Annotated in this window: 17 protein-coding genes; 8 read left to right on the plus strand and 9 right to left on the minus strand. The window is 73.0% G+C overall.

Translation table 11 applies throughout. The annotated features are described in order from the left end of the window. Nucleotides 1-50: 50 nt before the first annotated feature. Nucleotides 51-836, minus strand: coding sequence for an MBL fold metallo-hydrolase (locus ACIG0D_RS07720; protein ID WP_399797007.1), 786 nt, complete (start codon nt 834-836; stop codon nt 51-53). A gap of 85 nt (nt 837-921) precedes the next feature. Here ACIG0D_RS07720 and ACIG0D_RS07725 point away from each other — a divergent pair, with 85 nt between their 5' ends. After that, nucleotides 922-1,539, plus strand: a complete 618-nt coding sequence (locus ACIG0D_RS07725; protein WP_399797009.1) for a CGNR zinc finger domain-containing protein — start codon at nt 922-924, stop codon at nt 1,537-1,539. A gap of 169 nt (nt 1,540-1,708) precedes the next feature. Beyond that, on the plus strand, nt 1,709-2,314 hold the full coding sequence (locus ACIG0D_RS07730) for an MBL fold metallo-hydrolase (protein WP_399797011.1): 606 nt from the start codon (nt 1,709-1,711) through the stop codon (nt 2,312-2,314). Between the two features lie 73 nt (nt 2,315-2,387). Here ACIG0D_RS07730 and ACIG0D_RS07735 read toward each other — a convergent pair whose 3' ends face one another. The 3 genes from ACIG0D_RS07735 to ACIG0D_RS07745 form a co-directional block, all read right to left on the minus strand. Then, nucleotides 2,388-3,137: a hypothetical protein gene (locus tag ACIG0D_RS07735; RefSeq protein ID WP_399797013.1), complete on the minus strand. Its 750-nt coding sequence runs from the start codon at nt 3,135-3,137 to the stop codon at nt 2,388-2,390. A 216-nt stretch (nt 3,138-3,353) separates the two neighbouring features. After that, nucleotides 3,354-3,806 (minus strand): DUF6415 family natural product biosynthesis protein, encoded by a 453-nt coding sequence (locus ACIG0D_RS07740; RefSeq protein ID WP_399797015.1) that lies wholly within the window; start codon nt 3,804-3,806, stop codon nt 3,354-3,356. A gap of 145 nt (nt 3,807-3,951) precedes the next feature. Then, entirely contained in the window at nt 3,952-4,506 is a 555-nt protein-coding gene (locus ACIG0D_RS07745) for a helix-turn-helix domain-containing protein (RefSeq protein ID WP_399797017.1), read from the minus strand. A gap of 704 nt (nt 4,507-5,210) precedes the next feature. Between ACIG0D_RS07745 and ACIG0D_RS07750 the strand changes: the two genes are divergently transcribed. Continuing rightward, a complete protein-coding gene (locus ACIG0D_RS07750; RefSeq protein WP_399797018.1) occupies nt 5,211-6,767 on the plus strand; it encodes an oxidoreductase in 1,557 nt (518 codons plus the stop codon). A gap of 21 nt (nt 6,768-6,788) precedes the next feature. Here the strand turns inward: ACIG0D_RS07750 and ACIG0D_RS07755 are convergent, their stop codons facing one another. From ACIG0D_RS07755 to ACIG0D_RS07770, 4 genes are all read right to left on the minus strand, one after another. Next, nucleotides 6,789-7,670 (minus strand): helix-turn-helix domain-containing protein, encoded by an 882-nt coding sequence (locus ACIG0D_RS07755; RefSeq protein WP_399797102.1) that lies wholly within the window; start codon nt 7,668-7,670, stop codon nt 6,789-6,791. A gap of 154 nt (nt 7,671-7,824) precedes the next feature. Then, nucleotides 7,825-8,850, minus strand: a complete 1,026-nt coding sequence (locus ACIG0D_RS07760; protein WP_365763534.1) for a LacI family DNA-binding transcriptional regulator — start codon at nt 8,848-8,850, stop codon at nt 7,825-7,827. 107 nt (nt 8,851-8,957) lie between these two features. Continuing rightward, nucleotides 8,958-10,574, minus strand: coding sequence for an AMP-binding protein (locus ACIG0D_RS07765; protein ID WP_399797020.1), 1,617 nt, complete (start codon nt 10,572-10,574; stop codon nt 8,958-8,960). Further along, a complete protein-coding gene (locus ACIG0D_RS07770; protein WP_399797022.1) occupies nt 10,571-12,262 on the minus strand; it encodes an AMP-binding protein in 1,692 nt (563 codons plus the stop codon). Before ACIG0D_RS07770 ends, ACIG0D_RS07765 begins: the two co-directional genes overlap by 4 nt. A 129-nt stretch (nt 12,263-12,391) precedes the next feature. Between ACIG0D_RS07770 and ACIG0D_RS07775 the strand changes: the two genes are divergently transcribed. The 3 genes from ACIG0D_RS07775 to ACIG0D_RS07785 all read left to right on the plus strand — a co-directional run bounded on the left by ACIG0D_RS07775 (nt 12,392) and on the right by ACIG0D_RS07785 (nt 17,373). Next, a complete protein-coding gene (locus ACIG0D_RS07775; RefSeq protein ID WP_399797023.1) occupies nt 12,392-13,234 on the plus strand; it encodes a response regulator transcription factor in 843 nt (280 codons plus the stop codon). A 319-nt stretch (nt 13,235-13,553) separates the two neighbouring features. Further along, complete coding sequence (locus ACIG0D_RS07780) at nt 13,554-16,376, plus strand: AAA family ATPase (protein WP_399797024.1); 2,823 nt, start codon at nt 13,554-13,556, stop codon at nt 16,374-16,376. A 205-nt stretch (nt 16,377-16,581) separates the two neighbouring features. Then, nucleotides 16,582-17,373, plus strand: a complete 792-nt coding sequence (locus tag ACIG0D_RS07785; RefSeq protein ID WP_399797025.1) for a S1 family peptidase — start codon at nt 16,582-16,584, stop codon at nt 17,371-17,373. Nucleotides 17,374-17,469: 96 nt separating this feature from the next. On the opposite strand, the gene ACIG0D_RS07790 is transcribed toward ACIG0D_RS07785, so the two are convergent. Beyond that, a complete protein-coding gene (locus ACIG0D_RS07790) occupies nt 17,470-18,594 on the minus strand; it encodes a winged helix DNA-binding domain-containing protein (protein ID WP_399797027.1) in 1,125 nt (374 codons plus the stop codon). A 280-nt stretch (nt 18,595-18,874) separates the two neighbouring features. Here ACIG0D_RS07790 and ACIG0D_RS07795 point away from each other — a divergent pair, with 280 nt between their 5' ends. Together ACIG0D_RS07795 and ACIG0D_RS07800 are read left to right on the plus strand one after the other, a co-directional pair. Beyond that, the gene (locus tag ACIG0D_RS07795; RefSeq protein WP_399797029.1) at nt 18,875-19,885 is read left to right on the plus strand and encodes a magnesium and cobalt transport protein CorA; all 1,011 of its coding nucleotides are present in this window, start codon (nt 18,875-18,877) and stop codon (nt 19,883-19,885) included. 264 nt (nt 19,886-20,149) lie between these two features. Further along, entirely contained in the window at nt 20,150-21,037 is an 888-nt protein-coding gene (locus ACIG0D_RS07800) for a Rieske 2Fe-2S domain-containing protein (protein ID WP_399797103.1), read from the plus strand. The last annotated feature ends 15 nt before the right edge of the window (nt 21,038-21,052 follow it).

Genomic DNA, 21,052 nt, shown 5'->3' on the forward strand with positions numbered 1-21,052 from the left:
TGCGGTGGGCGCTCGTGACGCCGCACCGCGGCGGCGAAAGACGTACGGGCTCAGGCCAGTTCCACGCGGTCGATCAGGCCGGCGGCCGTGAAGGCGCGCACGAGCTGCTCGCGGCCCTCGGTGAAGTGGGCCCAGCTGTCGAAGTGGACGGGCACGATCCGGCGGGCGCCCAGGATGCGGGCGGCCTCGGCGGCCTGCGCGCTGTCGAGGGTGAGCAGCGCGCGGTCCAGGACGGGCGTGCGGACGGCGCCGGCGAACAGCACGGCGGTGTCCACCGGGCCGAAGCGGTCGGCGATCTCGCGGACCACGGAGAGCTGGGCGTTGTCGCCGCTGACGTAGAGGGTGGGCAGGCCGTCACCGGTCAGGACGAAGCCGACGACCTCGCCGACGACCGGTTCCAGGTCCTCGCGTACCCCGGGGCCGTGCAGAGCCGGGACTCCGGTGACGGTGATCGTGCCGCCGCCGGGGCGGTCCAGCTCGATGGACTCCCAGTCCTCGAGAGGGCGTGCGGTGCCGCCCAGTCGGCCGGCGCCGCCGGGCGTGGTCAGGATCAGGGGTACGTCGGCGAGCAGGGCGCGGCCCGAGGCGTCGAGGTTGTCGTCGTGTTCGTCGTGCGACAGCAGGACCACATCGATACGGCCCAGGTCGGCGGGCGTGGCGGAGGCGGGCGCGGTCTTGGTCAGGCCCGAGGGGTAGCTGCCCGGGGCGTCGAAGGTCGGGTCGGTCAGGAACCGCAGCCCGCCGTACTCGATGAGTGCGGTGGGGCCGCCGAGGACGCGGATGGGGACCTGATCGCTGGAAGCGGGGGTTGCTGCGGTTGCTGCGGATGCCGCCATGACGAAAAACCTCACGGATAGATTGGATGACATCCGTGACCATAGGCGTTTGTCACGGATGAAGGCAAGCTGTAACGTGAGATGCGTGAGTGAGACTGACACCGCCGTGACCGTCGGCACCGTCGACCCCGGGCTGCCTCCGGCGCCGGGCGCCGAGCTCTACCCCGCGCTCGACCTCGCCAACAGCGCCGTAGCGCTGCCGGGCGGTCAGTTCCTCGACGCGCTGGGCACACCGTCCGGCGCCAACCAGTGGCTGGTCGGCCACAACCTGGCCCCCGCGGAGGCGGGACTGCAGGAGATCTGCGCGGCCCGCATGCGCTCCCTGCGCGAGCACGTACGCGCCCTGCTCGCGGCCCGGGTCGGCGGCCACCCCGCCCCCGCCACCGCACTGACCGCCGTCAACGACGCCCTCACCCGGGTCCCCACCGCCTCCCCGCTCGGCTGGGACCCCGTCCGCGGCCTGCACCGCACCGCCCCGCACCCCATCGACCAGATCGTCGACCAGGCCCTCGGCATCCTCGCCGCCGACGCCGCCGACCTCCTCACCGGCCCCGACGCCGAACGGCTGACGGCGTGCCCGTCCACCCCCTGCAACCGCTACCTGCTCCGCGCCGGACGCCGCCACTGGTGCTCGGTCCGCTGCGGCGACCGCGCCCGCGCCGCCCGCGCCTACGCCCGCCGCACCCAGGCCACCACCGACTGATTTCCCACCACCCCGCCCCGCCGCCGGCCCGCGGGACCCGTGCCGACGGGGCGCGGACCTGACACACCCTCAACCCCGCCCCCGTACGGACGGCACACCTCGCCTTCCGCCCGGGGCATCCCCGCCTGCCCGCCTGCCCGCCTGCCCGCCCAAGGAAGATCCCTCCCAGATGACGGCCACCTTCACACTGCTGACCTCCGGCTACGACAGCCTCGACGCACGCAACGCCGACCGCGACGGCCGCGAGCGGCCCTGGCACGTCGCCTCCACCGTCTCCCTCCTGCGCAACGGCGACACGATCGTCGTCGTCGACCCCGGCATGGTCGAGAACCGCAAGCTCATCCTCGACCCGCTCGCCGCCGCCGGAATCAGCCCCGAGCAGGTGACCGACGTGGTCTTCAGCCACCACCACCCCGACCACACCCTCAACGCGGCCCTCTTCCCCCACGCCCGCGCCCACGACGTCTGGGCCACCTACCACCACGACCTCTGGCACGACAGGCCCGCCGACGGCTACCGGCTCTCCCCCTCCATCCGCCTGATGGAGACCCCCGGCCACACCCCCCAGGACATCTCCACCATCGCGGAAACCGCCGAGGGAACCGTCGTCCTCACCCACGCCTGGTGGAGCACCCACGGCCCCGCCGAAGACCCCACCTCCGACGACCCCGAGGGCCTGCGCACCTCACGCCGCAAGATCCTCGCCCTCCAGCCCGCCCTGATCGTCCCCGGCCACGGGGAGCCCTTCGTACCCGACGAGAACACCCCCGTCTGACCCGGCCGACAGACCCGCTGGGTTCCCGCTGCTCCGTCACGGGAGACACGTCGAAGGCGGAGGTCCCGACGGGTCAGGGTGTAGGCGAGGCCTCGGTGAGTGACATCCAGTCCCGGACCGTCTTCTGGTGCGAACCGCTCGCCGTGCTCGTGGCCACTGCCTCCGCGTCCTCGACGGAGCACGGCGTTCCCGCGCGGGTGAGCAGGACGAGCGGCCACTCGGGGCCCGCGCCGGCCGGTTCTCCGTCGAAGGCGGTCCAGTTCCAGGGGCCGTCGAACCGCCATGCCCGGCCGGCGGTGTCGGCGACCTCGTCGCCCAGGCAGAGGAACGCGTACGGGCGCATCAGCAGTTCGAAGGTGAAGGGGATCCCGTCGCCGGGATGGATGGGGTACCCCGTGCCGTCGAGATGGCTGCCGTCCGGGAACTCGCGATAGGACAGGCCGCGCCGCAGCACGCTCACGGTCAGATGCGGGCGCGGCAGCCAGCCCGTTTCGAGCGGGGGGTCGTGGTGGTCGACGGCCGTCACATGCACCACGGTCGGCGGCACTCCCACCCGGCAGATGTCGCCCGCCTTCAACTGCTCGGGCGGCGGGTCGGTCCGGAACAGCTCCGCCTCCACCTCAGGCGCGGCGCGCCCGCCACTGTCCACGCCCAGGGCGACGACCCCGTTCCAGTGCAGAAAATCGCTACCGGTGTCGATCTCCCACCAGGGCCACCGCACCGACACGCAGTCCCACGTGATCCCCTGCTCGACCCGGGCCGGCGTGAAGGGGCAGGCAACCGACAGCACGTCCCCGACCTGGACATCCCCCCAATCGATCATTCGGCCAGGGTAGTCGGATCCCGCAGGACGGTCCGCGCGGGACCCACCAGCCGACGCGCCGCTCAAACCCGTGGGCCACCTACACAATTCACCCATGCCAACCGGAACGCTCAGCGGCCGGCTACCGCGCTCAGTCACGGGCGAGGACATCCACCCGCTGCCTTACGGGAGTCCTGAACGAGGCCTGGTTGTCTTCGAGTACGTCGGCCCGTGATGTCAGCGGCGGCGGAGGGTGCCGGTGCAGCGGGCGTGGACGCTTCCCGGGCCATGCGTGGCGTCCGCGGCATCCGGATCGGAGCGGAACCGGGCGTATGGCACGGATGCTTCTCCTGCCTCGATCATGTGGTCGCACACCAGGCACATCAGCCTGCCGCTGAGCGCGTCGTAGTGATCGCAGAGGGCGACAGCGGAATGGGCGAGCCGCATCGCGCGCGCCACCTCCCCGTCCAGCTCGGCGGCCTCCGGCTCGTCCAGGCGTCGTCGTGCTGCTCCTACGGCGGCCAACGCCACCCGCCCTGGAACGTCCTCCTCCGGCCGACGCCCGGCTCCCTGCTCGACTAGCGGCATCATCTGCTCCAGGAAGCCTCGGAAGTCCTCGATGAAGAGCCGCACACTGTTCAGGCCCAACAGCTGGTGCTGATCGAGGAACCAGGTCGCCTCGGCACGCACGGTGCCGATCCTGTACAACGTAACCGCCTCGGCCTCGACGCCCGTGGCGTTCGCCAGGTCACCGCTTGCCGGTTCCGGTGCCTCGGGCGCACACGACCTACCGTCGCGGGCATCGGCGGCACCAGACACCTGCCGACCGCTGCGGTCACTCTGCCGTCGGCCTCGACGCAGAGCACTCAAGGGCCATCTCGGCGGCATCGAACTGCCGGGTCTGGGTCATGAGCCATCCGGTGAGCTCCAGAAGGCGGGCTCGGAGAACGCGACCTCGCGGGTCCACCGCGGTGAGCACTTCCACGTCCCGGAGCAGGGGCGGAAGTGTCACGCCCAGCTCTGCGAAACGGTCGTGGGAGAACAAGGGCACAGCCGCTTCGAGGGACGCCCGCACGCCTTCGTACGTGGGCACTTCGGCAAGGTCATCGGACTGCGGCGAGGCCGCGAGCGCGGCACGCACCGGGGCCCAGCGCGCCACGGCGTCCCCTCCGGCCGGCGCCTCCGGATGCTCGGTCAGGAGCTTGGTGGTGGGCACCCTCAGTGCCTCGGCGAGTTGCCGCGCGGTCTCCAGGCGCGTGTCGTTCCGTTCTCCCTGCTCCAGCTTGCGAATCAGCGAGACGGAGACACCGGACCGCTCTGCCAACTCCCGCTGGCTGAGGCCCCGGCGCTTACGGATGTACCGAAGCCGGTCACCAAGGTCGGCGCTCATGCTTCGAGAGTACGGCGACGGGGCCGGGCCGGGAGCGCGTGCTCGCCACACAAGTTGAGCAATGCCCTTCAGTGGCACACTGGCCGCCGTGTCCAACTCCTACGCGCAGCCCATCCTGAGAACAGCGGACCTGTCCGAGGGGTTGCGCACTGTCGAGAGGCTGCTTGGGATCGCCGACCTGGGGGATCTCGAAGTCGATTTCGATGTGCGGATCTCCTCGGCTCGCTCGCTTCCGGCGGTCCTGGCCGTGTTGCCGGATGCCGAGTGGTGGGCGGAAGGGGGAAGAGGCGGTTCGTCGGAGCGTGGGGATGATCCTTCGTCCTCCTTGCCCATCCGGCTGCGACGCTGGGCTGGACCACCGGAGACGGTGAAGCCATTCCTCCAGGCGGTTGGCGACAGCCCGGCGACGGTGCGGTGGGACTTCAACGCCTGGCCTGAGGCTCCGGAGGCAGGCTGGGGGCGGGAGGTACTCGCGGAGCATTCGTCACGCTGTGTGTCCATACCCGCGACCTCGACCTCGACCGAGAGCCCGCGGCCGACCACACCGTCTTCGTCCACGTCAAGCAGGCCGAGGCCGAACGCGCACCGTGGCTGGCAGCCCAAGTCGGGTTGCGGGTGATCGGCGAGTTGGTGATGGCGCCGTACTGAGGAAGCCGGCCACAGCTCCGTGGGCGGTCGTGGGCGGAGATCATTACCCTGCATGCGTGCTGTCCTACGACGAGTTGACTTCGCCCGAGCGTGAGCTGTGGGACGCGTTCCCCGAGGGGCGCGGTGTGGATCTGCGGACGGGGGTGCCGGAGGACGACCGGGTCGGCGGTGGCGGGGGGTGGGGGCCTGAGCGGACGGTTCGGGCCGTGGTGATCGGGGCGCTGCTGCTGGGCGCGAACGGCCCGCGGCCGGGGGCGGTGGCGGGCCTGAGGCTCGTGGGGGCGCGGATATCCGGACGGCTCGATCTCGCCGGTGCGCAGGTGGGACATCCCGTCTGGCTCGAGGACTGCTGGTTCGAGGAGGGCGTGGACCTCTCCGGGGCGTCGACGCAGTCCGTGGCGATCGTGGGCAGCCGTGTGCCGGGGGTGGAAGCCGGGCTGACGCGGGTCGAGGGACGTCTGGACCTGCGGCGCTCGCTGTTGGAGGGCGGCTGCGCCTCGCCTCTGCACCGCAGGGTCACCGCCCTGTCGCTCATCAACGCCCAGGTGAGCGGGGCCGTGAATCTCAGCGGCAGCGAGATCGTCGCGCCCGGGGAGTGGGCCGTGTCCGCCGGTGGACTGGTCGCGGAGGGGGGCGTCTACTGCGTCGACGGATTCGTGGCCCATGGTGAAGTCCGGCTGATGGGAGCGCAGTTGCCCGGCGGGCTGCACATGCGGGGCGCGCAACTGGCGGGACCCGGCCCACGCGGGGTGGCGCTCGCCCTGGACAACGCCGTGGTCGCGACCCTCGACTGCTCCGGCGGGTTCACCGCGAACGGGACCGTGCGGCTGCGGGGTGCCAGGATCTCGGACAACCTGACCTTCGAAGGTGCCGTCCTGAACGGGCCGCCCGGCAGTGACGGCCCGTCTCTGGTCGCCTCCCTGACGCAGGCCGTCGACTTCGACCTCACCCTCGCCCGGCCGCCGGCCGGCGTCGTGGACCTGCGGGGCGCCCAGGTGTCCTACCTGCACGACAACGAGCACAGCTGGCCGGACGTGGTGGAGCTGGACGGTTTCGTCTACGGCTCCATCAAGGAGGAGGACTCCGGCGAGCGGCGGGAGGCCGTGGGCCGACGGGACTCCGTGGCCCACCGGGTGGCGTGGGTACGGCGGAGCCCCGGCTACAGCCCGCAGCCGTACGAGCAGTTGGCGAGCTGGTACCGCAAGGCCGGCCACGACGACGACGCCCGCCGTGTCCTCCTCGCCAAGCAGCGCCACCGGCGCCGCACGCTGCGTCCGGCCGCGCGGGTGTGGGGGCATCTCCTCGACGTGACCGTCGGGTACGGCTACCGTCCCTGGCTCGCCGGAATCTGGCTGCTCACCCTGACCCTGCTGGGCACGCTGGCCTTCGGCACCGGCTCCCCCACCGCCGTCAAGCGAGGCGAGGGAGCGCCGTTCCAGCCCCTCGTCTACACCCTCGACCTCCTGGTCCCCATCGGCGGCTTGGGCCAGCGAACCGCCTGGTACTGGACGGACGACGGCCTCCAGTGGCTGGCCTACCTGCTGATCGCCTTCGGGTGGATGCTGACGACCGCGGTCGTCGCGGGGGTCACCCGCACCCTCCAGAAGAACTAGGAGAACCAGCCGAGGTCCCCGTCAGCTCACCTCCCGCTCCACCGGCAGCCACAGCTCCGCCTCCGCCTCCGACCCGTCCGCGGACAGGTGGGTGCGGAGGATCTCGGGGCCGGGGCGGCTGCGGTACGGGTTGGACGGGAACCACTCGGTGAACACGGCGCGCCACAGTTCCTGGATGGCCTGCGGGGCCGGGCCGGAGGTGGTGAAGACGGCCCAGGTGCCGGGCGGGACGGTGAGGGTCGTCGTGCCCTCGGGGGTGGCCACGGGGGCCGCCGTCCCAGACGTGATCACGCCGTGGTAGTAGTCGAGTTCCGTGCCCTCCGCGCGGCTCGGGTCCAGGTCGTCGCAGACCGCGACGAGGCCCCGCGGCTCCTGGTCCGACAGCTTCTCCAGGTGGTCCAGGACCGGCCGGTCGATGCCCCGGACGAAGTCGATGACGGCCTGGTTCGGTCCCAGGTGGACCAAGGGCACCCGGGCCTTGAGGCCGACGACGGTGAAGGCCGTACGGTCCACTACGCGATAGCGCATGCTGCTGCTCCCTTCGACGGTGAGACGGAAGGTCAGCCGGGGCTGGGAGACCAGCGCGGCGCCGGTGCGGCGGGCCTCGCCCGGACCGACACCGTGGACGGCCCGGAACGCCCGCGCGAACGCCTCGCCCGAGCCGTAGCCGTACCGCACCGCGATGTCCAGCAGCGGCTCGCGTCCCGCGAGCACCTCCGCGCCCGCGACGGTCAGCCGGCGGCGCCGGATGTACTCGGACAGCGGCATGCCCGCGAGCGCGGAGAACATCCGGCGCAGGTGGTACTCCGAGGTGGCCGCGATCCGCGCCAGCCCCGCCACGTCGACCGGCTCGTCGAGGTGGCCCTCGATGTGGTCCATGGCCTGGTTGAGCCGCTCCAGCACGCCGGTCTCCTCGCTCCTCGGCTCTTCCTTCCTTGCGCTCACCACGCTAGGCAGCGGACACCTGCCCGGACCCGACATCCTGTGCCCGATGAAGTCGGGTCCCGGCGGGGCGGCACGCCCGGCTGAGGGGCGGCACGCCCGGCTGCGGGGCGGCTCACGCCGAATCCCGCACCACCAGCTGCGTGCGCAGGATGACGTGCCGCCACGCCACCTCGGGCTGCTCCATCTCCTCCAGCAGCAGCCGCACCATGGTCCGGCCGATCTCCTCCAGGGGCTGGCGGACCGTGGTCAGCGGCGGGTCGGTGTGCTGGGCGAGCTGGAAGTCGTCGAAGCCGACGACCGCGACGTCGTCCGGCACCCGGCGGCCCGCCGCCCGCAGCGCCGTCAGCGCACCGGCGGCCATGGTGTCGGAGGCGGCGAGGACCGCGTCGACGTCCGGGTGCCGCTTGAGGAGTTCGGTCATCGCCCGCCGCCCGCTCGCCTCCGTGAAGTCGCCCTCGGCGATCCAGGAGGCGTCCGTGGTCAGTCCCGCGTCGGCGAGGGCCTGCCGGTAGCCGCGCAGCCGGCACTGGGCGACGTACATGTCGAGCGGGCCGGTGATGGCGGCGATGGCGCGCCGGCCGCCGCTCAGGAGGTGGGCCACGGCCTCGCGCGCCCCGCCGACGTTGTCCGCGTCGACGTAGGTGATCTGCTCGTCGCCGGAGCGGCGGCCCAGCAGCACGGTGGGCAGACCGGCGTCGGCGAGCATGTCCGGCAGCCGGTCCTCGGCGCGTACGGACATCAGCAGCACGCCGTCGACCCGGCCGCCGCGCGCGTACTCGACGAACCGCTGCCGTTCGGCCTCCGTGCGGACCAGGGTGAGCAGCAGCTGCACGGAGGTGTCGGTGAGCGCGTCGCCGACGGAGCGCACGGTCTCCGAGAAGAACGGCTCGCCGAACAGCCGCCAGTCGCGTTCCGTCATCACCAGCGCCACCGCGTCGGCGCGCCGCCCGGCCAGCGAACGCGCCGCCAGGTTGGGCACGTAGCCGAGTTCGGCGATGGCCTGCTGCACGGCGCGCCGCGTGGACTCCTTGACGCCCGCCTCGTTGTTGACGACACGGGAGACCGTGCCCCGCCCGACACCGGCGAGCGCGGCCACCTGCTCCAGCGTGGGTGTCGTACCGGGCCGCCGTTTGACCATGTCTCACCCCCAAGGGGGTCCGATCTTACGGGCCCCGGCCCCTCACGATCGAACGCCCTCGCGGTCACGCGGAGGTCGTTTCAGCCGTCGTCCGGGCTCGTCCGGCCTCACTCCGCCGTCGTCCCGTCGGCGTACCGCTCCCGCAGTTCCACCTTGCGCACCTTTCCGGACACGGTCATCGGGAAGGAGTCGAGGATCCGCAGCCTGCTGGGGATCTTGTAGTGCGCCAGCCGGCCGTCGCAGTACGCGCGCAGCTCCTCCAGGGTCGGGGGCTCCGCCGGGTCGCGCGGGATGACGCAGGCGAGCACCTCCTCGCCGTACCGCTCGTGCGGGACGCCGACCACCTGGACGTCGGCGATCTTCGGGTGGCCGTACAGGAACTCCTCGATCTCGCGCGGGTAGATGTTCTCGCCGCCCCGGATGATCATGTCCTTGATGCGGCCGACGATCTCCACGTAGCCGTCCTCGCGCATCACCGCGAGGTCCCCGGTGTGCATCCAGCGGCCCGCGTCGACGGCTTCGGCGGTCTTCTCGGGCTCGTTCCAGTAGCCGAGCATCACGCTGTAGCCGCGTGTGCACAACTCGCCCGCCTCACCGCGCGGTTGCGTCACCCCGGTCGCCGGGTCGACGATCTTCACTTCGATGTGCGGCAGGACCCGGCCGACGGTGGCGGTGCGGTGCTCCAGGTCGTCGTCCATCCGGGTCTGGAGCGACACCGGGGACGTCTCGGTCATGCCGTAGCAGATGGAGACCTGCTCCATGTGCATCTCGGCGACCACCCGCTTCATCACCTCGACGGGGCACGGCGAGCCCGCCATGATGCCGGTCCGCAGGGACGACAGGTCGTAGGTCGCGAAGTCCGGCAGGTTGAGTTCGGCGATGAACATCGTCGGTACGCCGTACAGCGAGGTGCACCGCTCCCGCTGGACCGCCTCCAGGGTGGCCTTCGGGTCGAAGGAGGGGGCGGGGATGACGATGCAGGCGCCGTGGGAGGTGGCCGCCAGGTTGCCCATCACCATGCCGAAGCAGTGGTAGAAGGGGACGGGGACGCAGACGCGGTCGTCCTCGCCGTACCCGATCAACTCCCCGACGAAATAGCCGTTGTTGAGGATGTTGTGGTGGGAGAGCGTCGCGCCCTTCGGGAAGCCGGTCGTGCCAGAGGTGTACTGGATGTTGATGGGGTCGTCGCAGGACAGGTCCTCGGGGAACGCGGCGGAGGCGGCGGTCCCGGCTCCGGCTCTCCGGCCCAGCAGCTCCTCCCAGCTCGGGTCGCCGAAGTGGAAGACCTCCCGCAGCTCCGGGCACCGGCCGCGCACTTCCTCCGCCATCGCCCGGTAGTCGCTGCTCTTGTGGGCGAGCGAGGCGAACAGCAGCGAGACACCGGACTGCTTGAGGACGTACTCGACCTCGTGGGTGCGGTACGCCGGATTGATGTTCACCATGATCGCGCCGATGCGGGCGGTGGCGTACTGGACGAGGACCCACTCGGGGCAGTTGACCGCCCAGATGCCCACCCGGTCGCCCTTGGCCACCCCGCTCGCCAGCAGGGCGCGGGCCAGCGCGTCGACGTCGGCGGCGAACGCGGCGTAGGTCCAGCGGCGGCCGGACGGGACGTCGACCAGGACCTCCCGGTCGGGCCAGGCGGCGACCGCACGGTCGAGGTTGGCGCCGATGGTGTCGCCGAGGAGCGGGGTCTCGCTCACCCCGTGCGCGTACGAGTTCACCGGAAGTCCTCCTCACGGTACTCGGCGTCCGAGCCGGCCGCCGTGGCCTCGCGCAGCTCCACGCGGCGGATCTTGCCGGAGACGGTCTTGGGCAGGTCGGCGAACTCCAGGCGGCGGATGCGCTTGTAGGGCGCCAGGGTCTCGCGTGAGTGCTCGAACAGGACCTTCGCGGTGTCGGGGCCCGGCGTCCAGCCGTCCGCGAGCACGATGTACGCCTTCGGGACGGCCAGGCGCAGCTCGTCGGGCGCGGGGACGACGGCGGCCTCGGCGACCGCCTCGTGCTCCAGCAGCGCGCTCTCCAGCTCGAAGGGGCTGATCTTGTAGTCGGACGCCTTGAAGACGTCGTCGGCGCGGCCGACGTAGGTGATGTAGCCGTCCTCGTCGCGGGCGCCGATGTCGCCGGTGCGGTAGTAGCCGCCGGCCATCGCCTCCGCCGTGCGCTCGGGGTCGCCGTGGTAGCCGGTCATCAGGCCGACCGGCATGTGCGCGAGGTCCAGGGCGATCTCGCCCTCGGCGGCGCCGGGCGCGCCGGTGACCGGGTCGAGGAGTTCGACGCGGTAGCCGGGGCTGGGGCGGCCCATCGAGCCGGTCTTCAGCGGCTGGCCGGGGGTGTTGGCGACCTGCACGGCGGTCTCGGTCTGGCCGAAGCCGTCCCGGATGGTGACGCCCCAGGCGCGCCGGACCTGCTCGATGACCTCGGGGTTCAGCGGCTCGCCCGCGGCGACGGCCTCGCGCGGCGGGGTGCGCAGCGCGCTCAGGTCCGCCTGGATGAGCATCCGCCACACGGTGGGCGGGGCGCAGAAGGTGGTGACGCCCGCGCGGTCCATCTCGGCCATCAGCCGGGCCGCGTCGAAGCGGGTGTAGTTGTGGAGGAACACCGTCGCCTCGGCGTTCCACGGGGCGAAGAGGTTGGACCAGGCGTGCTTGGCCCAGCCGGGCGAGGAGATGTTGAGGTGCACGTCGCCGGGCTTGAGGCCGATCCAGTACATGGTGGCGAGGTGCCCGACGGGGTAACTCGTGTGGGTGTGCTCGACCAGCTTGGGGCGGGCGGTCGTCCCGGAGGTGAAGTAGAGCATCAGCGGGTCGTCGGCGCGGGTGGGGCCGTCGGGAGTGAACCCGGCCGGGGCCGCGTACGCCTCCTCGTACGGCAGCCAGGTCCCGCCGAGCCCGCCGCCCACCGCGATCCGGGTGTAGTCGCCGGGCACCTCGTCGAACTTGCCGGTGTCGGCCGCGCGCACGATCACGTGCCGGACCCGGCCCCGGTCGACGCGGTCGCGCAGGTCGGCGGGGCCGAGCAGCGGGGTGGCGGGGATGACGACGGCGCGCAGCTTCATCGCGGCCAGCGCGGTCTCCCACAGTTCGGCCTGGTTGCCGAGCATGACGAGGACGCGGTCGCCCGCGGCGACGCCGCGGCCGCGCAGCCAGTTCGCGACCCGGTCGGAGCGGTCGGAGAGTTCGGCGAAGCTCAGCAGGGTCTCGGTGTGGTCCTCCTCGACGATGTGCAGCGCGGTGCGGTCGTTGCCGTCCGCGATGACGTCGAACCAGTCCAGTGCCCAGTTGAAGTGCTCGGGCCGTGGCCAGGCGAAGCCCTCGTAGGCCGTGGCGTAGTCCTCCCGGTGGGCCAGCAGGAAGTCCCGCGCCCTGCGGAACTCCTCGGTCGCGCTCGCGGTCGCCTTCGCCGTCGTCATCTGTTCTCCCTCTGTCCGGACCGTTGCCGGGCGGCTCCCGGACATCGTGTAATCCGTGATGCAGGTCTCACTACCCCCTAACGGGGGTGTGCGCCGCAGGACGCGGCCGCGGCCAGGAAGGGCGAGCACGTGGGAGCAGACGCGGCAGATGTGGCGGACACGGCGGAGATACGGGGCGCGCTGCTGCGGCTGCGCCGCACGACCGGTCTCCCGGTGGCCTTCGGCGGGCTGGTGGAGGCGGGGCGGCCGTGGATGCGCATCACCGAGCTGTCCGGGACCCGCACCCCGGCGCTGAGCGCACTCGCCGTCACCTCCGGCAACGGGCTGGGCGGCAAGGCGGTGGCGCTGGGCCGGCCGTGCGCCGTGACCGACTACTCGGCGTCGCGGCAGATCAGTCACGAGTACGACGCGCCGGTCGCCGTCGAGGGGCTGCGGTCCGTGCTCGCGGTGCCCGTCGTCGTACGGCGGCGGGTGCGGGGCGTGCTGTACGGCGCCCTGCGCACCGCGCAGCCGCTGGGCGACCGCATGCTGCACGCGGCCGTCGAGGCGGCGCGGGACGTGGAGCAGGCGCTGGTGGCGCGGGAGGAGGCACGGGGGCTGCTGGACGCCGTGCGAGCGGAGCCCCAGGCGGAGGAGGAGGCGGGCGCCGTACGGGAGCGGATGCGGGAGGCGCACGCGGCCCTGCGGGCGCTGGCGCCGCGGATCCCCGATCCGGCGCTGCGGGCGGAGCTGCTGGACGCGTGCGGGCTGCTGGCGGCGGGCCGGGAGCCGGGCGGGGTGCGGCTGGCGCCGCGGGAGGTGGACGTCCTGGCCTGTGTGGCGGCGGGCTCGACGAACGCGGCGGCGGCCGAGCGGCTGGGGCTGCGCCCGGAGACGGTGAAGAGCTATCTGCGCTCGGCGATGCGGAAGCTGGGCGCGCGGACGCGGGGAGAGGCGGTGGTGGCCGCGCGGCGGGCGGGGGTGCTGCCGTAAGGGCCTCCTTGGGCGTGAGCGTCGTAGGGCTTACGGGCGTGAGCGTCGCGTAGGGGTTACGGGCGTGGGCGCCGTAGGGGCTGCGGCGGGGGGCGGCGGCCACGGGTTCGTCGTGGTTGCTCGCGCAGTTCCCCGCGCCCCTTCCGGGCGCGCTTCCGCGCCCCTCGGAGCGCTCCCGGCACGCCGTTCGTCATGCAATTGACACGGAGCTGAAATTCCCCAGGCACGTTGCTGTTATTTCCCTCACCGTCTCGCCCCTCCGGATTTCAACGACTCCCCGCCTAGAATTTGGCCCGAACACGACACACGGAGGGGAGCGGTGACCGTGCGACGGGACTTCCAGGAGCCTGCCAGATGCCGCCCCGACCTGGTCATCGGCAGGGAGGAGCCGTTCAGCGCGGCGCGTGAGCAGCTCGACCGCGGCGGCAGTGTGCTGCTCCACGGCCCCGCCGGAATAGGAAAGTCGACCGTGCTGCGGGCATTGGCCGCGGAATACGGCGCGACGGCCCGGACCGTGTTGCGCTGCTCGGCGACCGAGTCCGAATCCCATCTCCCCTTCCTGGCCCTCGCCGACCTGCTCGGCCTGGTCGTCGACGAGGTGTCCGGCGCGCTGCCCGCGACCCAGCGCACCGCGCTGGAGTCCGCGCTCACCGGCCGCGGCGAGTCCACCCTCCAGAGCGACGGGCTCGCGCTGCGTCTCGCCGTGCTGTCGGCGCTGCGCGCGCTCGCCGCGGCGGGCCCCGTCCTCGTCGTCGCCGACGACCTCCAGTGGCTCGACCCGGCCAGCGCCGAACTGCTCGGTTTCGCCGCCCGCCGCCTCGGCGACACCCCGGTCCAACTGCTGTGCGCGATGCGCTCCGAGGGCCAGGAGTACGACCGTCAGCTGCGCTCCGCCCCGCCCGACACCCTCGCCCTGCGCCTCGGCCCGCTCTCCCGCGCCCAGGTCTCCGCGCTCCTCGACCACCGCGGCTACACCGGCCTGCCCCGCTCCACCGTGCGCGACATCCACCGCACCAGCGGCGGCAACCCGCTGTTCGCGCTGGAGCTCGGCCGCGCCCTCGCCGAGAACCCGACCCCGCCCCGGCCGGGCGAGCCGCTGCCGGTGCCGACGTCGCTGCGGGCACTGGTGCTGAGCCGGCTGGAGATGCTGTCCGACGAGGCCCGGCACACCCTCCTCGTGGCCAGCGCGGGCGCCCGTCCCACGCTGGCCCTGCTGCACGCGGCCGGCCGCGACCACGCCGAGGCGGAGACCGCGCGGGCGGCCGAACTCGGGCTGCTGACCACCGAGTCGGAGGGCCCGGCCGTACGGTTCGCGCATCCGCTGATCTCGGCCGCGCTGTACGCGGAGGCGCCCGCGCACCAGCGGCGGGCCGCGCACGCCGCGCTGTCCGAGGCGGCGTCCGACCCGATCGAACGGGCCCGGCACCTGGCGCTGGCGACCCCCGGCACCGACCCGGAGGTGGCGGCGCGGCTCGCCGAGGCCGCCGCGCTGGCCCGGGACCGCGGCGCGCCGTCGATGGCGGCCTCGCTGGGGCTGCTCGCCGCCCGGCACACCCCCGCCGACGCCGAACCGGCCGCCGACGAGCGGCGGTTGCAGGCCGCGGAGGACGCGATCACCGCCGGTGAGGTGGACCTCGCCCGGGACATCGCGCGGGAGGTGCTGTCCCGGGCGACCGTGCCCGCCGACCGGGTGCGGGCCTGGATGGTGGTGATCGAGGCGGCCGGGCAGGCCCTCGGGGAGGTCGACGCGGTCTTCCCGCAGGCGCTGGCCGACGCGGGCGACGACCCGCGGCTGCTCGCCCTCGTCCACTACCAGCTCGCGTGGCGGGGCCTGGTCGTCGAGGGCGACTTCGCGGAGGGCCGGGAGGAGGCCGCGCACGCCGCGGCGCTGGCCGCGCGGGCCGGGGACCGGCGTACCGAGCTGCTGGCGCTCGCCTTCCAGGCGCAGGCCGAGACGCTGATGGGCCACCCGGACGCCCCCGCCACCATCCGGCGGGCCCTGGAGGAGCCGCAGGACCCGCAAGTCGCCTGCCACCACAACGGGGCGGGCTCGACGCGGCTGCGCTGGCTGCTGATGAGCGACCAGCTGCCCGAGGCCCGCTCCACGGTCACCCGGCTGCTGAGCGAGGTGCGGCGGCGCGGCATGGTGGAGAGCGAGGTGCACTTCCTGCGGATGCTCGCCGAGACCGAGCTGCGCTCGGGGCACTGCGGGCGCGCCCTCGACCTGGCCCGGGAGAGCATGCGGCTGGCCCGGGACTCCGGGATCGGCGAGGTGGCGTCCGCCGTGCTCACCTCCCTCGCGGAGGCGTCCGGCGGGGACGTCGACCGGGCGCTGGCCCTCGCCCGCGAGGCCGCCGAGCACGCGGAGGACGACGGCGACCAGATCTACATGTCGCGTGCCCTGGCCGCGCTCGGCTACGTCCAGCTGGTCGCCGGGGACGCCCCCGGCACCGTGCGGTCGCTGCGCCGGGTGCGGGAGCTGGAGCACGGGCTGGGGGTGACGGACCCGGCGCGCGGGCGCTGGCACGGGGACCTCGCGGAGGCGCTGGTGCGGATCGGGGAGATCGCCGAGGCGCAGGACGTCGTCGACGTCACCCGGGAGCAGGCGCTGCGGCTGGGCCGGGAGAGCGTGCTGGCGGTGCTGGACCGGGCGGAGGCGCTGGTGCGGGCGGCGCGCGGGGACCGCGAGGGCGCCGTCGGGCGGCTGACGTCCGTTCAGGACCGGCTGGCGAAGCTGGGGTACGGGCTGGAGGAGGCGCGTACCGCGTTCGTCCTGGCGGGGCTGCGCGGCACCGGGCGGCCGGGCCGGACGTCGTACGACGAGGCGGCGCGGCTGTTCCGGCGGTGCCGGGCGCTGCCCTGGCTGCGGCAGGTGGAGGCGGTCGCCGCGCTGCCGGAGCCGCCGCCGCCCGTCCCGGCCCCTGCGCCCGTGCCCGCGACGGCGGCGCTGGAGGGGCTGGCGTCGATGGAGCGTCAGGTCGCCTCGCTGGTCATGGAGGGCGCCACCAACCGGGAGATCGCCGCGCGGCTGTTCATCAGCGTGAAGACGGTGGAGGCGACCCTGACCCGGGTCTACCGCAAGCTGGGCATCCGCTCCCGGGTGGACATCGTGCGGCTGGCGGCGGGGCGGCGTACGGGCTGAGACACCGTGGCCGGTTCCGTCCGGCCGGGACCGAGGGTTTTCCCTCACCAACCCCCTTAGGGGGTTCCCTCATTGGGGCGTCGTCGGGCGCGGCCCTAGCGTAGGGCCGTGCCGCTCGCCGGGCACACGGAGGTCCGTCCCAGGCCTTTCGTGCACCACCCCCACACCCGCGCGACCCCCCACCGGCAACCCCTTGAGGAGACTCATGTTCGGGCTCACCCGTGCGAGAAAGACCGCCGTCGCGATAGCCGCCACCGCCGCCGCGGCGGCGACCGCGCTCACCGCCGCCCCCGCGGCCGTCGCCGCGCCCCAGCCCATCGTCGGCGGCACCACGACCACGACCAGCGCGTACCCGTTCATGATGCAGATCACCGACGCCTCGCAGAACCAGTTCTGCGGCGGCACGCTGGTCTCCCCGACGAAGGTCGTCACCGCCGCGCACTGCATGGTGGGCGAGACGACGAGCAGCGTCCGCGTGGTCGGCGGCCGCACCTATCTGAACGGCACCAACGGCACCGTCGCGCGGGTCAGCAAGATCTGGATCCACCCGAACTACACCACCGCCACGCGCGGTGAGGACGTGGCGGTGCTGACGCTGTCGACGGCGATGCCGTACGCGACGGCGAAGTACGTCTCCTCCACCGACACCTCCGTCTACGCGGCCGGCACCACCGCCCGGGTGCTCGGCTGGGGCACCACGTCGCAGAACGGCAGCTCCTCCAACCAGCTGCGCACCGCGACCGTGCCGATCGTCTCCGACACCAGCTGCCGGAGCAGTTACGGCACCGACTTCGTCGCGAGCGAGATGGTGTGCGCCGGATACTCCTCCGGCGGCGTGGACACCTGCCAGGGCGACAGCGGCGGTCCCCTGCTCGTCGGGGGCGTCCTGGCAGGGATCACTTCCTGGGGCGAGGGCTGCGCCCAGGCCGGTTACCCGGGTGTCTACACCCGGCTGACCACCTTCTCCAGCCTGGTGACCGCGCAGGTCAACTCGTAACCGGGAGAAGCTTCCGAGGGCAACCACTCCTCGGTTGAAAACCAGGGGGCGTTGCGGGCCTCCACGAGCGGCCCGCAGCGCCCCCTTTCCATGCGGTCAGGGAAGGACGGTCCCGAACCGGACGTCGTACGAGGCGTCCGGATGCAGCACGTTCAGCATCCGCTCCGCCTCCTCCCCCACCTCCGCGCGGCGCGCCTTCGTCAGGTCCGTGAACGGCTCGATGACGAGGGCGTCGTCGTACAGCCGCCACACGCCGGCGAGGAAACCGTCGACGAGGAGCGGGCAGTACAGGGTGTTCGCCTGCCAGGTGCGTCCGCGGTGCGGGGGCGGGACGACGCGGGTGCGGTCGGCGTGGGAGAGCAGCAGGTTGTCGAACTCGGGCAGCAGGCGCGGCGGGGCGGGGGTGTCCGGGTCGGGGCGCGGGGCGTCGGGCAGGTCGAAGAGTTCGGTGCCGTTCGGGTCGCGGAAGGTGAGGAGGGAGGGCCGCAGGCGTTCGAAGACGGGCCGGGTCCGGGTCAGGCCCGCCCAGGTCTGGAAGTCCCGTACGGAGGCCGGTCCGAAGGCGGTGAGGTAGCGCAGGACGACGGTGTCCGGGGAGGCGGGCGGCCCCGCCGGGCGGCCCAGCCAGTGCTCGGCGGTGGTGAGGGTGACCTGGCCGCTCCTGCCCCACATGCCGCGCGGTGTGACCTGGACCAGGGGCAGGGTGCAGCGGGCGGCGACCGCCAGGGCCTGCGGGTCGGCGTCCGGCCACTCGGCGAGCAGGGCCTCGCGGAGCTGCCGCATGGTGCGCGGCTCGGTCTCGACGAGCGCGCGGGCGAGGGCGGCGAGCCGGTCGAGGTCGACGCCGGTGAGACCTTCCCGGAAGGTCTTCATGTTCAGCTCCCGGTCCCGGGCGGGCTGGACCAGGGGCAGCAGGGCGAGGCAGTCGTCGGCGGTGTGGAGGTGGATGGTGGAGCGCATCGTGACGATCCTCACCACCTCCCGGTCGGCGAGCAGTCCGGACAGCTCCCCGGTGGTGAAGCCGTCGAGCCGGGCGGCCAGCGCGACGTACGGCGGCCTCACCTCCTGCGCCTGGAGTCCGACGAGGTGCTCGACGGCCGCCTTCGCGGACATCGGCGAGCGCCGCAGCAACAGTTGCCGGGCGAGGGTTGCCCGGTTGAGGGCGCGGGTGGTGAGCACGGGGCCGCCGCTCGCGGCGGGCTGGGCCTTCGTCCTGGTCATGACGGCACGCTAACGGGGCATGCGGACAGGTACGGTCCGCGATACGGGGCGGGCCGCACCCACCCCGCCCCGATATACATCGTTTGCCCTCTATATCCTGCTGAGCGATCGCCGGCCGGACCAGGGAGGTGCCCCCATCGCCGCGAAGGACTCCGGGAACGGACGCAGCCCACGACGACCGGTGTGGCGCCGCGCCGCACCCCCGTCCCCACCGCACGAGACCCCCGCACCCGCGCGGGGCACCGCAGCGGCCCGCCCGTCCGCCGACCCCGCCGGGATCGTGCAGTCGGCCCTCTACCAGGACGGCGTCCGTGTCTCCTCCCCCGACACCCTCGCCGAGACCTACCGCGTCCTGCGCTCCCAGCCCTCCGGCATGGCCTGGATCGGCCTGGCCCGCCCCACCGAACGCGAACTGCACTCGCTGGCCGAGGAGTTCGACCTCCACCCGCTGGCCGTCGAGGACGCGATGGAGGCCCACCAGCGCCCGAAGCTGGAGCGCTACGGCGACACGCTGTTCGTCGTCCTGCGGGCCGCCCGCTACCTGGACGCGCCCGAGGAGGTCGACTTCGCCGAACTCCACGTCTTCGTCGGCCCGGACTTCGTCATCACCGTCCGCCACGGCGCCGCCCCCGACCTGTCCGCGGTGCGCCGCCGTATGGAGGAGACCCCCGAGCTGCTGAAACTCGGCCCCGAGGCGGTCCTCTACGCCATCCTCGACGCGGTGGTCGACGGCTACGCCCCGGTCGTCGCCGGCGTCCAGAACGACATCGACGAGATCGAGACGGAAGTCTTCCGCGGCCACCCCGAGGTCTCCCGCCGCATCTACGAACTCTCCCGCGAGATGGTCGAGTTCCAGCGCGCCACCCGCCCCCTGGTGGGCATGCTGCACGGCCTCATGGCGGGCTTCTCCAAGTACGGCACCGACGAGGAACTCCAGCGCTACCTGCGCGACGTCGCCGACCACGTCACCCACATCAGCGAACGCGTCGACGGCTTCCGCCAGGCCCTCACCGAGATCCTCACCGTCAACGCCACCCTCGTCACCCAGCAGCAGAACGCGGAGATGCGGGCGCTGGCGGAGGCGGGGTTCGAGCAGAACGAGGAGATCAAGAAGATCTCGTCGTGGGCGGCGATCCTGTTCGCGCCGACGCTCGTGGGCACGATCTACGGCATGAACTTCGACCACATGCCGGAACTGCACTGGGCGTTCGGCTACCCCTTCGCCGTGCTCCTGATGGCGGTCGTGTGCACCAGCCTGTACGTCGTCTTCAAGCGGCGGGACTGGCTCTGAGCGACCGGGTTCGGATCCCAAGGCGCCGAGATCGCACAGGAGCAGCCGCTCCCGCGTCTCGTCACACCCCGGCTCCCGGTACACCTGCCGGACCCCGGCCGCTCTCGCCCGCGCACTCGCGCGCTCCTCGTCGGCGGCCGGCCGCATGTCCTCGTGCGCCCTCCGAAAGGAGGCGCGCAGCACCGCCAACCGCCTGATCAGCTCGTTTCGCGGTATGCGCGGTCGGGGACCCTGCGTCTCATGGGAATCACACGACGTCGCCGGATGGGCCAGAACCGGATGCTGCGGCTGCTGGACGGACTCGAACGACAGCCTCGTGCCGATGCGGTGATCGACGCGATCAGCCGGGGGGTGCGGGCGCTGCCGCTGGGTGGTGGGCGGGATGTGCTGCACGGCAGGTGGCTGGGGCATCCGGTGCATCCGCTGCTGGTGCAGGTGCCGATCGGCAGCTGGCTGTCCGCGGCGGTGCTGGACCTGGGCCCCGGCCGCTCGCGCGAGGCGGGCCTGCTGATCGGCGTCGGGCTGGCCGCGGCCGCGCCCGCCGCGCTGGCGGGGGCCGTGGACTGGGCGGAGCTGCACCGCCCGCAGCAGCGGGTCGGCCTGGTGCACGCGCTGGCCAACACGACGGCCGTCGGACTGTACGCCGCCTCGCTCGCCTGCCGCGTCAAGGGCCGTGCGGGGGCCGGTCGGGGCCTCGGCTTTCTGGGGCTGACGGTTGCCGCGACGGGTGGCGTGCTGGGCGGCCACCTCGCCTACCGGCAGGCCTCCGGCGCCAACCACGCCGAAGAGGTGCCGCACGTCGTCTCGCCGGGCTGGCACCGGATCGGGGCGGTGGCCGAGTTCCCGGCCGGTCAGGCGGTGCGGCGCAGTGTGGACGACGTGCCCGTCCTGGTCGTCCGTGAGTCCGGTGGTGCCGTGCACGCGCTGGCGGAGCGGTGCAGCCATCTGGCGGGGCCGCTGTCCGAAGGCACCGTCGCGGACGGATGTGTGCGGTGCCCGTGGCACGGGAGCGTGTTCCGGCTGTCGGACGGCTGGAACGTACGGGGCCCGGCCACCTCACCGCAGCCCGCCTTCGAGACCCGCATCGTCGACGGTCATGTGGAGGTACGGCTGCCCGTCCCGGACCGCGAGACGAGCAGCCGCCAGGGCTGACAGGGCGGACAGGGC

The sequence above is a fragment of the Streptomyces sp. NPDC052773 genome, from assembly GCF_044547145.1.
GTDB lineage: Bacteria > Actinomycetota > Actinomycetes > Streptomycetales > Streptomycetaceae > Streptomyces.